11 protein-coding genes are annotated in these 15,049 nt (G+C 64.4%); 6 read left to right on the top strand and 5 right to left on the bottom strand.

Annotation, left to right across the window (positions count from 1 at the left end; translation table 11 throughout):
- The first annotated feature begins 3 nt into the window (after positions 1-3).
- From kdpC to QME24_RS06370, 3 genes are read left to right on the top strand one after another with little or no spacing between them, the layout of a single operon-like run.
- Positions 4-567, top strand: a complete 564-nt coding sequence (gene kdpC, locus QME24_RS06380; protein WP_047149930.1) for a potassium-transporting ATPase subunit KdpC — start codon at positions 4-6, stop codon at positions 565-567.
- 3 nt (positions 568-570) lie between these two features.
- Positions 571-3,225 (top strand): sensor histidine kinase KdpD, encoded by a 2,655-nt coding sequence (locus tag QME24_RS06375; protein WP_054904239.1) that lies wholly within the window; start codon positions 571-573, stop codon positions 3,223-3,225.
- Entirely contained in the window at positions 3,222-3,917 is a 696-nt protein-coding gene (locus QME24_RS06370) for a response regulator (protein ID WP_009683157.1), read from the top strand. Before QME24_RS06375 ends, QME24_RS06370 begins: the two co-directional genes overlap by 4 nt.
- A 100-nt stretch (positions 3,918-4,017) precedes the next feature.
- Here QME24_RS06370 and QME24_RS06365 read toward each other — a convergent pair whose 3' ends face one another.
- The 5 genes from QME24_RS06365 to QME24_RS06345 form a co-directional block, all read right to left on the bottom strand.
- The gene (locus QME24_RS06365; RefSeq protein ID WP_235767892.1) at positions 4,018-4,623 is read right to left on the bottom strand and encodes a DUF6708 domain-containing protein; all 606 of its coding nucleotides are present in this window, start codon (positions 4,621-4,623) and stop codon (positions 4,018-4,020) included.
- Positions 4,624-4,787: 164 nt separating this feature from the next.
- A complete protein-coding gene (locus QME24_RS06360) occupies positions 4,788-7,967 on the bottom strand; it encodes a T6SS effector BTH_I2691 family protein (protein ID WP_280091392.1) in 3,180 nt (1,059 codons plus the stop codon).
- On the bottom strand, positions 7,964-8,923 hold the full coding sequence (locus tag QME24_RS06355; RefSeq protein WP_235767890.1) for a hypothetical protein: 960 nt from the start codon (positions 8,921-8,923) through the stop codon (positions 7,964-7,966). The genes QME24_RS06360 and QME24_RS06355 overlap by 4 nt, the downstream gene beginning before the upstream one ends.
- 164 nt (positions 8,924-9,087) lie before the next feature.
- Positions 9,088-9,993 carry a LysR family transcriptional regulator gene (locus tag QME24_RS06350; protein WP_125854609.1) on the bottom strand — a complete coding sequence of 302 codons (906 nt, stop codon included), beginning with the start codon at positions 9,991-9,993 and terminating at the stop codon, positions 9,088-9,090.
- Between the two features lie 186 nt (positions 9,994-10,179).
- The gene (locus tag QME24_RS06345; protein ID WP_009683150.1) at positions 10,180-10,347 is read right to left on the bottom strand and encodes a DUF6026 family protein; all 168 of its coding nucleotides are present in this window, start codon (positions 10,345-10,347) and stop codon (positions 10,180-10,182) included.
- Positions 10,348-10,548: 201 nt separating this feature from the next.
- On the opposite strand from QME24_RS06345, the gene gnd reads away from it, so the two are divergent.
- From gnd to QME24_RS06330, 3 genes are all read left to right on the top strand, one after another.
- Positions 10,549-11,532: a phosphogluconate dehydrogenase (NAD(+)-dependent, decarboxylating) gene (gene gnd / locus QME24_RS06340; protein ID WP_280091391.1), complete on the top strand. Its 984-nt coding sequence runs from the start codon at positions 10,549-10,551 to the stop codon at positions 11,530-11,532.
- The gene (gene zwf, locus QME24_RS06335; protein ID WP_009683147.1) at positions 11,529-13,034 is read left to right on the top strand and encodes a glucose-6-phosphate dehydrogenase; all 1,506 of its coding nucleotides are present in this window, start codon (positions 11,529-11,531) and stop codon (positions 13,032-13,034) included. The genes gnd and zwf overlap by 4 nt, the downstream gene beginning before the upstream one ends.
- A 140-nt stretch (positions 13,035-13,174) precedes the next feature.
- Positions 13,175-14,971: a glycoside hydrolase family 15 protein gene (locus QME24_RS06330; protein ID WP_280091390.1), complete on the top strand. Its 1,797-nt coding sequence runs from the start codon at positions 13,175-13,177 to the stop codon at positions 14,969-14,971.
- The last annotated feature ends 78 nt before the right edge of the window (positions 14,972-15,049 follow it).

Genomic DNA, 15,049 nt, shown 5'->3' with positions numbered 1-15,049 from the left:
ACCATGAACGCTTATCTACGCCCTGCCTTGAGCCTGGCCTTGACGATGACCTTGATCACTGGCGCGCTATACCCCCTGGTGGTGACCGGGGTCGCCCAGGTGGCTTTCCCGGTACAGGCCAACGGCAGCCTGGTGCGCGATGACCAGGGCCAGGTGCGGGGTTCGGCCCTGATTGCCCAGAACTTCCAGGGCGATGGCTGGTTCCATTCACGGCCTTCGGCAGGCGCCTACGCCACCGTGGCCAGCAGCGCCAGCAACCTTGCGCCGAGCAACCCGGCGCTGGTGGCGCGGGTCCAGGGCGATGCGGCGCTGCTGTACCAGGCCCAGCAAGGGCCGGTACCGCAGGCGCTGCTGACCACCTCGGGCAGCGGCCTGGACCCGCACCTGCCACCGGCGGCGGTGGCCTACCAGATTCCCCGGGTCGCAGCGGCGCGGCAGTTGCCCGTGGCGCGCTTGCAAGCCTTGCAGGAAGAGGCCACCCTCAGGCCATTGATCGGCCCGCCGGTGGTCAATGTGCTGGCGTTGAACCGGGCCCTGGAAAAACTCGCCAGCAAGAGCAAAGGATGAAACATGAGTGATTCCGCGCGTGCAGACGCGTTGTTGGCTACCCTGCCGCGCACCGGCCGTGGCCGGCTGAAGGTGTTCCTCGGTGCTGCGCCGGGGGTGGGCAAGACCTTCGCCATGCTGCAAGCCGCGCATGCCCAGCAACGCCAGGGCGTGCAGGTAGTGGCCGGGGTGGTCGAAACCCACGGCCGTGGCGAAACCGAGGCGCTGCTTGCCGGCTTGTTGCAGCAGCCCATGCTGCGCAGCCAGTATCGGGGGGTCACCCTTGAGGAAATGGACCTCGACGGCCTGCTCGCGTGTGCGCCAGCCTTGGCACTGGTCGATGAGCTGGCGCACACCAACGCCCCCGGCAGCCGCCACGCCAAGCGCTGGCAGGACGTGCAGGAGCTGCTGGCCGCGGGCATCGACGTGTACACCACGGTCAATGTGCAGCACCTGGAAAGCCTCAACGACAAGGTGCGCGACATCACCGGCGTGCACGTGCGCGAAACCTTGCCTGACTGGGTGCTGCAGGAAGCCTTCGAGCTGGTGCTGATCGACCTGCCACCGCGTGAGTTGCTGGAGCGCTTGCGTGAAGGCAAGGTGTACGTGCCCGAGCAGGCGCGGGCCGCCATCGATGCGTTTTTCTCGCAAACCAACCTCACCGCTCTGCGCGAACTGGCCATGCAGACGGCAGCCGCCCAGGTCGATGCCGACCTGGCCCATGGCTACCGCCAGCGCGGGCAGGCAGCCCCCGCGTTGCGCGGCCGGCTGCTGGTCGGTGTGGATGGCGATGACCAGGCCGAGCGCCTGGTGCGTCACGCCAGCCGCGTGGCCCAGCGCCGCCACTTGCCGTGGAGCCTGGTGCATGTGGACAACGGCCGTTTGCGTGACGAGGCAGCCCGCCAGCGCCTGCAGGCGGCCCAGCAACTGGCCGAGCGCCTGGGAGGCGAAGTGGTGTTGCTGCGTGCCGGTGAAGTGGCGCGCACGCTGATCCAGCATGCGGCCGAGCGGCGCGCCAGCCTGGTACTGGTCGGCCAGTCGCGCGACCGTGTGCACCGGCGCTGGTTCGGTGCAGGGGTGGCTGCCCGGCTGTTGCGTGAAAGCCATGGGCTGGAAATCAACGTGCTGGACCGCGATGTACAGCCCTCGGCGCCGCGTTCGGCGGTGCGCCGGGTGTGGGTCTGGCGGCACTACCTGCTGGCGTTGCTGGCCACCGGGATGGCCGCAGGCCTGGCTTGGGCCGTGTCGAGCGTGCTGGCACTGCCGAACATCTCGCTGGTGTTTCTGGCCGCGGTGCTGCTGGTGGCGGTACGCAGCAGCCTGGGGCCGGCCCTGGCCTGCGCGGCACTGTCGTTCCTGGCGTATGACTTTCTGTTCATTCCGCCCAATTTCTCGTTCAGCATCCAGCGCGAAGAAGATGTGCTGACGCTGGTGTTCTTCCTGCTGATGGCCGCCCTTACCGGCAACCTGGCCGCCCGCCAGCGCCGCCAGTTGCAGGCGCTGCGCGAAACCCAGGCGCAGACCAGCCAATTGCTCGACCTGTCGCGCAGGCTGACGGTGGCCACTGACCGCCAGGCCGTGTTCAACGCCGCCGGGCAGCACCTGGGCGGCTGGCGCGACCTGCAAGTGTGCCTGCTGCAGCGCACTGCCGATGGCCAGCTGCAGGTGGCCAGCGGCGAGCACCAGGGCTTCAGCGCCACCGAGCGGGCCGCCGCCGATTGGGCCTGGCAACACGGGCAGGCCGCCGGGCACGGCAGCGACACCCTGCCGGAGGGGCGCTGGTGGTGGTGGCCACTGGCGGTGGATGAGCAACCGCTGGCGCTGTTGGGCGTGCGCCCACGCTCAGGCCAGCCGCTGAGCGACCCGCGTCGGCGCCTGCTGATCGCCCTTGGCCAGCCGCTGGCCCAGGCCCTGGCCCGTGCCCGCCTTGCCGAACAACTGGAAGCCGCGCGCTTGCATGGCGAGACCGAGCAGCTGCGCAGTGCCTTGCTGGCTTCGGTATCCCACGACCTGCGCACCCCATTGACGGCCATGCGCGGCAGCATCGACAGCTTGCTGGCGCTGGGCGAAGCGATTCCGCTCGACGACCGCCGCGAGCTGTTGGAGGGCACCCGCGACGAGGCCGAGCGCCTGGACCGCTACATCCAGAACCTGTTGGACATGACACGCCTGGGGCACGGTGGCCTCAAGCTGGCCCGCGACTGGGTGGCGCCAGCCGATATCGTTGGCAGTGCGCTCAACCGCCTGCGCGTGGTGTTGGCGCCGCTTCGCGTGCACACCGACGTGCCTGGCGATCTGCCGCTGCTGTTCGTGCATGCGGCATTGATCGAGCAGGCATTGGTCAATGTGCTGGAGAACGCTGCGCGCTTCTCGCCGGCCAATGGTCGGCTGGAACTGCGGGTGGCGGTGCAGGACGAGCGGCTGTGCCTGACCGTGAGCGACCAGGGGCCGGGCATTCCCGTGGGCGAGCGCGAAAAGATCTTCGACATGTTCTACACCGCCGCCCGTGGCGATCGCGGCGGGCAGGGGACTGGCCTGGGCCTGGCCATCTGCCAGGGCATGATCGGTGCCCATGGCGGGCAGATCCTGGTGGGCGAAGGCATTGATGGCCAGGGCACCGGCATCACTTTATGCTTGCCGCTGCCCCCGCAACCTGCAGCCGAAAGTGAAAGCCCATGAGCCAGCCCGCCACCCTGTTGGTTATCGACGATGAACCGCAGATCCGCAAATTCCTGCGTATCAGCCTGGCCTCGCAAGGCTACAAGGTGCTCGAGGCGGCTACCGGTGCCGAAGGCTTGGCCCAGGCGGCCTTGGGCAAGCCGGACCTGGTCGTGCTGGACCTGGGGCTGCCTGACATGGACGGCCAGCAGGTGTTGCGGGAGCTGCGGGAATGGAGCTCGGTCCCGGTGTTGGTGCTGTCAGTGCGTGCCAGTGAGCTGCAGAAGGTCGATGCGCTGGATGGTGGGGCCAACGACTATGTGACCAAGCCGTTCGGTATCCAGGAATTTCTCGCACGGGTCCGTGCGTTATTGCGCCAGGTGCCGCAAGCCGGGGGCTCGGAAGTGAAGGCCAGCTTCGGGCCGTTGACGGTGGACTTCGCCTTTCGCCGGGTAACCCTGGAGGGCGTGGAAGTGGCGCTGACACGCAAGGAGTACGCGCTGCTGGCGTTATTGGCCGGGCACCCGGGGCGAGTGATGACCCAGCAGCAGTTGCTCAAGGATATCTGGGGGCCCAGCCATGTGGAGGATACCCATTACCTGCGCATCGTGGTCGGGCACCTGCGCCAGAAACTAGGCGATGACCCCACGGCGCCACGCTTCATCATCACCGAAGCGGGGGTGGGTTACAGGCTGGTGGCGCCTGTTGCCTAGCGGAAAGTCGCGCTGGTTGCGGCTGGACCAGGCAGCGCCGACCACGCGGCTGCCTGGGGGGAACAGGTTCTTCGCCCGGTGAATTGAGCATCGGGTGACTTCAAGGGGCTGTTCTTGACTCCAGGTCCATTTCGGCTGGCCATTCCACTTTAGGGGCAAGACGCAGGGCGAACTCACACCAGAGCACGTCGTTGTGATCCTTCGGTTCCCCAGGTGGGGGTAAGGCGCTGGGGCCATGCTGCATGTAAGTGCAGACGTAAGCCCAGGCATGTTGATCCGCCCCCATGGTACTCAGGGGAAACCGGTCGATGACATTGTTCGTTCCGGGTGCGACGATGGACAGCATGACCCCACATTTGAAACTGGGCGCACCGCTTCCCGGCAGGCCACGCTGAAACCAGCGCTCGGCGCGCACTTGCGACCAGTCGTAGCAGACTGGCTCGACTCTCCAGGTTCCGAAAGGCTTCCACCAACAGTATTTGAAGTTGTAGGCATAGATTTTTTTTCGTTTCCGGTTGAAACGAATGGGTTCGTCGCGGGGGAGAGATAGACTGATTCGAATGAAAAAAACGGATCCCCATACTCCGCTGACTAATGAAAAAATGCTAATGATTAGGAACTCAAAGTCAAATTGTTCGAGAGTTTTTATTGTCTCAATGGGTAAGTAGGCAGTGAAAAAAATAACGGGCAGTGAAATTATGGCCATTAATTCCCTGGCTCCGCTTATATTTCTAGCTATTTCAAGGTAGATTGAATCTTGGTGGTTTGGGGGTTGGTAACCTAAGCCAGGTATACTTGTGCAGGGAGCATCGGGTAGGGGAAGGTCTTCCTTCCAACCAGCACAAGGAGGATTCAGTAGCGGCCGGGGCATTAGAAGATACTCCAGGTGGAATTAGTTTTATTCTCGAGTGTTATCACTTTTGCATGGTTCGATTTATCGTGTCTGTTGGGCCAATAGGCAAGAGTCAACTCTATCCCCTCTATATTATGATTGTCCAAAAGGGGAAGTGAACCAGTGATGCGAATGGTTCTGTCGAGGGCTCTGAAGATAAAGTGTTTATCGAGACTCGCAGGCTCAGCGAGGACACCTTCTGAAGCTCTTGAGTTGTATTCGATTCTCCCAGTATCAGAGTTATAAGCGGCGATGCAACATGGTTGACCAACGCGTGATGGGATTATTACAAGATGCCATTCGTACTGCGTCAATTCGGAGGTCGGGTTCGGCAGACTGAGATCTACGTCTAGATAGAAGCCCGCCGCAACAGCGTTTCCGTCATTAAGCATCCCTCCTGCTGAATATGGCGTATTTGCGGTGTGGGAGGAATGAAATCTCGTTTCGATCGACACGTAAGCGTGTAGACCAATGACTGCTGCATTGAATGCGCTAACAGCGTTGTCGAGGTCTTTGTCTTCGATCCAGCGTCGATGGCCCTCTGGCTTTCCCCATTTACTGTGTCGTGTCCACAGCTCTAACAATGAAGACTCATGGTCTTTGGCGTTTATCGCCAGTGCGTAGGCCGCCAGTCCAAATAAAACAACAGTGCCTAGCGCGATGAGAAGAGAGGTCGTCAATATGGCGCTAACAATACCAGCGCCAGCAGAGAGTACTGATGCTGCGGCTGCGTGCTTGTATGAGAGGCTCGCTAACTCATCACCCTCACGGCCAGTTCGAAGGCCGGCATTCCAGTACTGCACGGCATCCATAACACCAGCCATCGCCGCGATGCCACCGCCGTACCGCGCAATACTGATGCCCAAACCCGCCGTTAGGATTTGCCCGGGGCGCTGTGTGCGTGCGAATACCTGCGCAACAACCAGTCCTGCGGCCTCAACACTGGCACCCAGCACCCCCAGCGATGAAGACCAGACCGCCGCCTGCGCCTCGGGGTTGTGCTGATGGGTCTGCTGTAACGCCCGGTAGTTTCTACGCAGGCTGTCCTGCTGAAACCACAGCCCGCCCAGCGCAAGCAGCAGGCCGATGCTGCCCGTACCGGTCGCCGCATCCCGCAGGCTACGCATTGCATCGCTGGCCACGCTTTGCGCCGCCATCGAACTGATCTGCAGCCCGGCAGACACCTGTGCCTTTACCGAGGCTGCACCGATCGCCACATTGCGCACCAGCGCGCCGAAACCTTCGGCCGTCGACGTTTTCAGCTGGACCAACCGTGCCTGTAATTGCTCGGCGCTCTCGAATGTCCACAGCACCACGTCGATCATCTGGTTGCGGTTACCGACCGCGGCGATATTGATTGCGCCGCTCAGCACCATGGCGCGGACCTTGCGCCCCACGGGGTCGCGGAACTGCTGGTCGACCTGCTGCAGAAATGCATCGGTACGGATTTGCAGGGCCTCGTCGAGCACGCTCAGGTACTCGCCGACAGTCAATGAAACGCGCAGCGGGGTTACGTGCTGCCCGGCATACAGCGCGAAAGCCGCACGGTGCACATGGCCGACCAGGGTGCGGCTGCGTTCGCTGAGGTGCTGGGCGAGCGTATTCCCTGCGCTGGTGGTCGCGGCCAGCAGTTGACCGACGGCATCCTGCAGCGGCTTGACCATCAGCAACTGGCCCTCGGGGGTGCCTGCGATGGCTTTGATGATGTCGTAGACCTTGCCGAAGTCGTCGCCTGCCAAGCCGCCGATCACGTGCTGCAGCAGCGTCTGGTTCCTGGCCATCAGCGCCTGGTACAACAAGCTGTGCTCGTCTTCCAGCAGTTGCTGCCAGACGAGCTGCGTCATACCCAGCGGCTGACCTTCCTCGGGCATCAGTTCGCTAGGGCCCCCGGCCAGGCAGTCGGCCATCATCTGGATGAAGTACTCGACCGAGACCGGGTCGGCAGCGTCGTAGTCGAAGCGACCGATCTGGTGAAACGCCGGCTTGGCGTAGTGCAGCGCGTACAGCTGGCCAACCTGGTCGATCATCGACTGCCAGTGGTTCAGTTCACGGTCGTAGCCAGCCTGGAACGCCGCGCGGGCGCTTTCGTCATAGCGCGCTTGCAAGCGGTCCCGGGCCTGCTCCTGGTTGCGGGCGGTGTTGCGGCGGGTCTGCCTTGCGATATCCACTGGCGGCAGGTGCGCCTTGATGCCGACGGGGCTGTCGTTCCACTGTTCGACCTGGCGTGCCTCACGCTCAGCTGCCTCGGCGCCCTGTGCGGCGGCCGTGGCAGCATGCAGTTGCTGGATGCCCAGCAACGCCTGGGAGGTGAAGTACTCGAAGTGCCGCTGCGGCTGCGCGCGCCATGCCTGCATGGCCTGGACCCAACCTGTGCGCTGGGCGTTCAGTTCCACCACCATGCCGACGGGGTCGGGCAAGGTCAGCGCCAGCACACCGTTTGGCAATTGTTCCCGGGCAATGACGGTACGCAGATAGTTGTGGGTTTCGGACCACCGACCCAAACGGCTGTAGAAGCCGTGAGCACTCGTGAACCGGGCCGATGAAAAGGTGGAGAACTCGAGCACGCTCTCCATGCCGAAGCGGAAACTGTCGGTCATGGCGATGCCGAGGCTGGCGGGGTCGTTGCGTGCACGGTGCAGGTCGACTTCGACGAAGCGGGCGAGGGTGGCCGGGTCTGACTGGGCGATGCCTTTGCGGTAGCGGTCGAGCACGGTGCGCGGCCACGGATCGTTGGCGAAGGCAACCCAAGCGGTGCGGTACAGCGACGTGTCGATGTTGATGAACGAGGCGATGACGTCATGGCCTGCGGTGGCACACCCTTTGGGCAATGGCCTGGGTGGCCCCAGCGGCATCTGCGATACCGGAAACCGCTGCAAGCTGGCATCGGCCGCCACTGCGTAGGCCTGCCAGGTGGCCTGGTCGAGCAGAACGTAAACGTAGCCCTGGCGCAACAGGCGGAGCTGGTCGGTATGCATCGGGTGGTAGGTGATTTCGCTATCACTGGCCCAGCGAAACAGGTGCCCGGCATCGGGGCGCGGGGCATAGGCCTCGCGCAGCAGCAGGATGGGCAGGCCAATACGCCCGCAGGCGTTGCAGCCGCCGTGGCTGTTGGGGATTTCTTCCTGCATGGCGGCATGGATGGTTGCACTGATGCTCATGAGTAGCCTCCTGCCTGCGGCAGGTCGGCGACGATGCGCGCCCAGGCACTGTCGCCGTAGCGGGCGAAGCAGGCGGCCAGGCGTTGCTGGCCAGCCACCGCCTGTGCCACGTCGCGCTGGATGGTCGGGTGCTGTAGCAGCAAGGGGTGGACCATGAGCAGGTGCAGGCACATGCACTGGATATCGCCACGATCGCGCAGGCCCTGCTTGAAGGCCCTGATCATCAGGTTCATGACATGGACGGGCGCGTTGGCCGGCAAGCCGGATGAGCCTGGGCATTGGCCACGGGTGGCGCCAGTTTGCGCGGTCGCCAGGCGATGCCAGGCACTGAGCAACTGAATGATCTGTGGCGCGACGCTCTGGGTTGCGCGGACTTCCCGGGTGATGCGCAGCTCGCCAGCCGGCGATGGCCGTTCGAGCACCGTGCAACTGCCGCAACCATCGGGATGCAGCCAGCTGCGAATCGGCCCGAGTACTGCGCCAGCATTGTTCAGGGTGACGCGCAGCAACGCCAGCCTCACGGGTTCGTACCAGGCCGTGATGCCATGCGGGGCGGGCTGATGCAGCACATGGCACTGCTGGCTGATATGCCGGGCAATGGCTTCGGCGGGTTGATCGCTGAGCAGCCAGGCACACACGTAGTGCCAGGTGGCCGTAGCCTCTCGGGCGGCGTAGGTTGCGCTCAATGCGGCCAGAGCGCCGCACGCCTGGCCGGGGCGGGCCAGCCGCACCAGCGCAGGCCAGCGTTCAGGGGCCTGCACCAGGCCGCTGCTGTCGATGCGCGTTACGGCGTCACTGCCCAGCGCCTCGGCCAGCATGGCGATGTCCAGCGGGTGCCCGCCCGGGCAGCCAGCGAAGGGGGCCAGCAGCAGGTAGAAGGCTTCATCGGGGTGGCGGTGCCGGTGCGCGAAGTCATCCACCGACTGCTGGTAGCCGCGTGCGGCTTGGCTCGACATGAGAAGTTCCTTTTCTTCTGGATGGCGAGCGCGAATCTAGCGAGGAATCGCTTCAGTGGGCAGTTACTGGAGTCTTAGCGGGCTGTAAGAATTTTCTTTTTTTGAATCAGGCCGCAGCGTGCCGCCGGCACCCCTTGGCCCGCCCGGCGCTGGGCGACCGCCGTTCAGGCCCTGGGCGGCTCTGCCTCGAAGCACTGGCGCATGACGTCCAGATAACGGCGGGCGCCCAGGCCCAAGGGGCGTGCCTTGAGCCAGATGATGTCCACCCACAAGCGCAAGCGGCTGGCCATGTTGTCGAAGCGCACTTCGGCCAGCGCGCCGGATGCAATCAGCGGTTCCACCAGGGGTTGTGGCAGGTATGCCCAACCCAGCCCGGACTGCACCAGATCCAGGGTGGCCAGGTAGCTGTCGGTCAGCCAGATGCGCCGCGACAGCACCATGCGCGGGTCCGAGCCGGTGGGCTTGCCCGAAGCCACGATGATTTGCCGTTGCTCGGCGAAGGCTTCTTCGGGCAACGGCGTGCCGCTGTTCTGCCCGGCCGGATGGCGCGGCGAGGCCACCGCAACCAGCAGCTGGCTACCGGCTTCGAGGAATGACTCGCGCTCATCGATGCCTGGCCGCTCGAACACCAGTGCCAGTTGCACGCTGCCTTCGTGCAGCAGGCGAATGGCCTCGGTCTGGGTGGCCGAGCGCACTTCCACTTCCAGGCTGGGAAACGCCTGGGCGAGGGTTTCCAGTGGCTGGCTCCAGCGCCCGGTCTGCAGTTCGGGCGCCATGGCGATGGTCAGGCGTTTCTCCAGGCCCTGGTGCAATTGCAAGGCCTGGGCGTCGAGCAGGTTGAGCTGGCAGATCACTTGCCTGGCTTGAGGCTCCAGGGCCAGGGCGGCGCTGGTGGGCAGGGCCTTGCGCGTTGCCCGGTCGAACAGCGGCAGGTCCAGTTCGGCCTCGAGTTGAGCGATTGCCATGCTCACCGCGGACGGCACGCGCCCCAGCTTGCGGGCGGCGGCGGAGAACGAGCCGGCATCCAGCACTGCGAGGAAGATTGCCAGGGAGTCGCTGGAGAAGGCCATGTTCGCTGAACCTGATGTGGAGGCGTTGATAGCCGATGGTACTGGATGGGGTGGCCGGTGGAGGGTTCGAGTTTTTCGAGGCCTGAAATCGCGCGCCTTGAAGGCGAACCCTTCACAATTCAACACTTACCGCGGGGCAGGGCTGCAGCGTGGGAGCGCAGGACTCCCACCGAGGGCGGGGGGGAATCAGAGGTCGATGGCTTTAGCGGCGATGCGTGCCTGGTCCAGCAACACGTTCAGCTCGGCGACCTGTTGGCGCAGTTGGTCACGTTCGTCTTTGAGTTTACGCAGCTCATCACGGCGCACGGAGACATAGAGGGTCTGGGTTGGGGTTGCAGGCATCAAGGTACCCATGAGCACACCTCGCGGTTTTGGCTGGTGACAATTCAAAGCGTAGACGCTTCTGGCGGCCGCATTTTGAATTCTTTCACAAGCCTTGGGAACTTTTTTGTTTATCGTGGTCTTGCCGTTCGTCGCTGAACCCTCGGGCGGCATGCTGGACTAACCTGAACAGCTGGACTGTTGTCATCTATTTCGAAAGGGGAGCATCGGCTCATGCAACTGGGAATCGTCGGGCTGGGCCGCATGGGCGGCAATATCGCAAGGCGCCTGATGCGCGCTGGCCACCGCACCGTGGTGCACGACCGTAACCGCGAGGCGGTTACCGGCCTTGAAGGCGAGGGCGCCCAGGGCGCACACGACCTTGGCGCGCTGGTGCAAAAACTGAAAGCGCCACGCGCGGTATGGGTGATGCTGCCGGCTGGCGAGCCGACCGAGCAGACCATCGCGCAACTGGCCGAGCTGCTGGAGCCGGGCGATGCCATCATCGACGGCGGCAACACCTTCTACAAGGACGACATGCGCCGCGCCGCCGAGCTGGCCAAGCGTGGCCTGCGTTACCTGGACGTAGGTACCTCTGGCGGGGTATGGGGCCTGGACCGCGGCTACTGCATGATGATCGGTGGCGAGAAGGACGTGTTCGAGCGCCTGGAACCGCTGTTCAAGGCGTTGGCACCGGGTGTAGGCGACATTCCGCGCACCCATGGCCGCAGCGGCGAACACCAGCGCGCCGAGCATGGTTATATCCACGCTGGCCCACCGGGCGCCGGCCACTACGTGAAAATGGTGCACAACGGCATCGAATACGGCCTGATGCAGGCCTATGCCGAAGGCTTCGACCTGCTGCGCAGCAAAGGCGGCAACGAACTGCCGGAAGACCAGCGCTTCGACCTCGATGTGGCCCAAATCGCCGAGGTATGGCGCCGGGGCAGTGTGGTTACCTCGTGGCTGCTCGACCTCACCGCCGATGCGCTGGTGGCCGATCCGCAGCTGTCGCAGTTCAGTGGCTCGGTATCCGACAGTGGCGAGGGCCGCTGGACCATCGATGCCGCCGTGGAGCAGGCAGTGCCGGTACCGGTCCTGTCCAGCGCATTGTTTGCCCGTTTCCGCTCGCGTCAGCAGCAGGGCACCTACGGTGACAAAGTGCTCTCGGCCATGCGCCTGGGCTTCGGTGGCCATGTCGAGAAAAAAGACGAATGACTAAAAAGAGCACTCCGGCCGCACCCCCCTGCACGCTGTTTCTGTTCGGCGCCAATGGCGACCTGGTCAAGCGCTTGCTCATGCCTGCGCTGTACAACCTCAGCCGCGACGGTTTGCTCGACCGCAACCTGCGCATCGTTGGCGTTGACCACAACCCTGCCACGGCCGAGGAGTTTGCCGCACGCCTGCATGCGTTCATGGCCGAGCGGGACAAGGGCGGCGAAGGCGCCGCCCAGTGCCTGGACGAAAAACTCTGGGCGCGGCTGGCCAAGCGCCTGGACTACCAGACGGGCGATTTCCTCGACCCGGCCACTTACCAGGCCCTGGGCAAGCGCATCGACAAGACCAGCCACGGCAACGCCATCTTTTACCTGGCCACCTCGCCGCGTTTCTTCCCTGAAGTGGCCCAGCGCCTTGGCGAGGCCGGCTTGCTCGACGAGTCTGCCGGCGGCTTTCGCCGGGTCGTGGTGGAGAAGCCGTTCGGCACCGACCTGGCCAGTGCCGAGGCGTTGAACGCCTGCCTGCTGAAGGTGATGGGCGAGCGGCAGATCTACCGTATTGACCACTACTTGGGCAAAGAAACGGTGCAGAACATTCTGGTCAGCCGGTTCTCCAATGGGTTGTTCGAGTCGTTCTGGAACAACCACTACATCGACCATGTGCAGATCACCGCCGCGGAAACCGTCGGTGTCGAGACGCGGGGTGGCTTCTACGACGCCACCGGCGCCTTGCGCGACATGGTGCCCAACCACCTGTTCCAGCTGCTGGCGATGGTTGCCATGGAACCGCCGGCAGCGTTCGGCGCCGACGCCGTGCGCGGCGAAAAGGCCAAGGTGATCGGCGCCATCCGCCCGTGGTCGGCGAAGATGGCGCTGAAGCATTCCGTGCGGGGCCAGTACAGCGCCGGCAAGCAGGGGCGCAAGCACCTGCCCGGCTACCGCGAGGAGGCCAACGTCGCGCCCGACAGCCAGACCGAAACCTACGTGGCGCTGAAGGTGATGATCGACAACTGGCGTTGGGCGGGCGTGCCGTTCTACTTGCGTACCGGCAAGCGCATGAGCGTGCGTGACACCGAGATTGCCATCTGCTTCAAGCCGGCACCGTACGCGCAGTTCCGCGAGTCGGAGCTGGAGCGGCCCAAACCCAACTACCTGAAAATCCAGATTCAGCCCAACGAAGGCATGTGGTTCGACCTGCAGGCCAAGCGCCCCGGGCCGGAGTTGGTAATGGAGAACGTCGAGCTGGGCTTTGCCTACAAGGACTTCTTCAAGATGACCCCGGCGACCGGCTACGAGACCTTGATCTATGACTGCCTGACCGGTGACCAGACCCTGTTCCAGCGGGCCGACAACATCGAGAACGGCTGGCGTGCCGTGCAGCCGTTCCTCGACGCCTGGGCCCAGGGGGGCGAGGTGCACGAGTACCCGGCGGGTGAAGATGGCCCCGAGGCGGGCAATGACCTGCTGAGCCGGGACAAGCGGGAATGGCACCGATTGGGGTAACAGGTTTTTCGGCGTGTGCCGGCCGCTTGGCGAGTGACCCCCCTCTGACAGGTGCTGCACAACCCCTTGGGCGGTGCAGCCCTGTGGGGCGGGTTGACAAGCGAAAGGGCCAGCACAGGCAACCACTTTAAGGAAACGCGATGCCCGCCCACATAGAAGATTACGCCCTGTTGGGCAATTGCCGCAGCGCCGCCCTGGTCAGCCGGGATGGCTCGCTCGACTGGCTATGCCTGCCACGCTTCGACGCCCCGGCGGTGTTCGCCGCCTTGCTGGGCAACGAAGAAAACGGCCGCTGGCGCCTGGCCCCTTGCGACCCGGTCGAGCACTGCAGCCGGCAGTACCTGAACGACACGCTGGTGCTGGAAACCACGTGGGTCACTGCCACTGGCCGAGCCCGCGTACTCGATTTCATGCCGCTGGGTGACGTCAACGCCGTGGTGCGCATCGTCGAAGGCCTCTCGGGCGAAACCAATTTCGAAATGGACCTGGTCATGCGCTTCGACTACGGGCGCAGCGTGCCATGGGTCGAACGCCTGGACCCGCTCACCCTCAGCGCGGTGGCCGGCCCCGACCGCCTGATCCTGTGCAGCACCGTACCGCCCCATGCCCGCGACCACCACACCGGCGCGCGCTTTCGCGTGGCGGCCGGCCAGCGCCAGGTGTTCAGCCTGCGCCACCAGCCCTCGCACCTGCCGGTGCAGCCCGGCTGCGATGCCGACGCGGCCCTGGCCCATACCTGCGAACACTGGCAGGCGTTCGCCGACCGCTGCCCTCAGGTAGGCCCCTACAGCGCACTGGTCCGTCGCTCGTTGCTCACCCTGAAAGCCATGACATATGCGCCTACTGGCGGCATCGTTGCGGCCGTCACCACGTCGTTGCCGGAACAACTCGGCGGCGAGCGCAACTGGGATTACCGTTTCTGCTGGCTGCGCGACGCCACCATGACCTTGCTGGCATTCATGAACCTGGGCTATTTCGACGAGGCCCAGGCCTGGCGCGAATGGCTGCTGCGCTCGGTGGCCGGCAACCCCGAACAGATGCAGATCATGTACGGCCTGGGTGGCGAGCGCGATCTGCAGGAATACACCTTGCCCTGGTTGCCGGGGTACGAGCACTCGCAACCGGTGCGGGTGGGCAATGCCGCGTCGGCCCAGGCGCAGCTGGATATCTATGGCGAACTGGCCGATGCCATGAGCCAGGCAATCAAGGGCGGCTTGCCGCGCCATCCGCGTAGCGCCGCCATCTCTCGGCTGATCCTGCCCTATGTGGAGCGTATCTGGCGCGAGCCGGACGAAGGGATCTGGGAGGTGCGCGGCGGCCGCCAGCAGTTCGTGCACTCCAAGGTGATGGCCTGGGTGGCGTTCGACCGCGCTGCCGGCTTGGCAGACACCACCGAAGAAGGCCGTGAGCATGGCCAGCATTACCGCCAGGTGGCCGACCAGATCCGCCGTGAAGTGTGTGAGCAAGGGCTCGACAGCAGCGGCAGTTTCTTCGTTCAGGCCTATGGTTCGCACGAGATGGACGCCAGCCTGTTGCAGATCGCCCTGACCGGCTTCCTGCCTGCCGATGACCCGCGCTTTCTGCGCACACTGGAACAGATCGAGCAACGCTTGCTGAAAAACGGTTTGCTGATGCGCTACGACAGTGACAGTGCCGGGGATGGCCTGACCCCAGGCGAAGGTACGTTCCTGGTCTGCTCGTTCTGGCTGGCCGACGTCTACATCCTGCTGGGCCGGATGGCGCAAGCGCAGGCGTTGTACGAGCGTTTGACCGGCCTGTGCAACGACGTGGGCCTGCTGGCCGAGCAATACGACCCGGCCTGCCAGCGCATGCTTGGCAACTACCCGCAGGCGTTCAGCCATATCGGCATCATCAATACCGCCCTGAACCTCCAGCAGGCCCGCTGCCCGGCCCGCGACCGGGCCAGTTGCGGTTGAGCCGGCTGCACCGAATTTGTGCACGCTCCGGCAAGCGAGCGGGGTAGACTAGGTCAAATCTCATTCGGCAAGGAGCGT

Origin of the sequence: Pseudomonas sp. PARCl1, assembly GCF_947311875.1 — a bacterium.
Lineage (GTDB): Bacteria > Pseudomonadota > Gammaproteobacteria > Pseudomonadales > Pseudomonadaceae > Aquipseudomonas > Aquipseudomonas juntendi.
The sequence above is the reverse complement of the archived record's forward strand: the minus strand, read 5'-3'. Positions and strand labels throughout refer to the sequence as shown.

What these genes read in the sequence shown, in the direction of transcription:
- kdpC (WP_047149930.1), top strand. Translation starts at nt 4, where the DNA reads ATGAACGCTTATCTACGCCCTGCCTTGAGCCTGGCCTTGACGATGACC.
- QME24_RS06375 (WP_054904239.1), top strand. Translation starts at nt 571, where the DNA reads ATGAGTGATTCCGCGCGTGCAGACGCGTTGTTGGCTACCCTGCCGCGC.
- QME24_RS06370 (WP_009683157.1), top strand. Translation starts at nt 3,222, where the DNA reads ATGAGCCAGCCCGCCACCCTGTTGGTTATCGACGATGAACCGCAGATC.
- QME24_RS06365 (WP_235767892.1), bottom strand. Translation starts at nt 4,623, where the DNA reads ATGGCCATAATTTCACTGCCCGTTATTTTTTTCACTGCCTACTTACCC.
- QME24_RS06360 (WP_280091392.1), bottom strand. Translation starts at nt 7,967, where the DNA reads ATGAGCATCAGTGCAACCATCCATGCCGCCATGCAGGAAGAAATCCCC.
- QME24_RS06355 (WP_235767890.1), bottom strand. Translation starts at nt 8,923, where the DNA reads ATGTCGAGCCAAGCCGCACGCGGCTACCAGCAGTCGGTGGATGACTTC.
- QME24_RS06350 (WP_125854609.1), bottom strand. Translation starts at nt 9,993, where the DNA reads ATGGCCTTCTCCAGCGACTCCCTGGCAATCTTCCTCGCAGTGCTGGAT.
- QME24_RS06345 (WP_009683150.1), bottom strand. Translation starts at nt 10,347, where the DNA reads ATGGGTACCTTGATGCCTGCAACCCCAACCCAGACCCTCTATGTCTCC.
- gnd (WP_280091391.1), top strand. Translation starts at nt 10,549, where the DNA reads ATGCAACTGGGAATCGTCGGGCTGGGCCGCATGGGCGGCAATATCGCA.
- zwf (WP_009683147.1), top strand. Translation starts at nt 11,529, where the DNA reads ATGACTAAAAAGAGCACTCCGGCCGCACCCCCCTGCACGCTGTTTCTG.
- QME24_RS06330 (WP_280091390.1), top strand. Translation starts at nt 13,175, where the DNA reads ATGCCCGCCCACATAGAAGATTACGCCCTGTTGGGCAATTGCCGCAGC.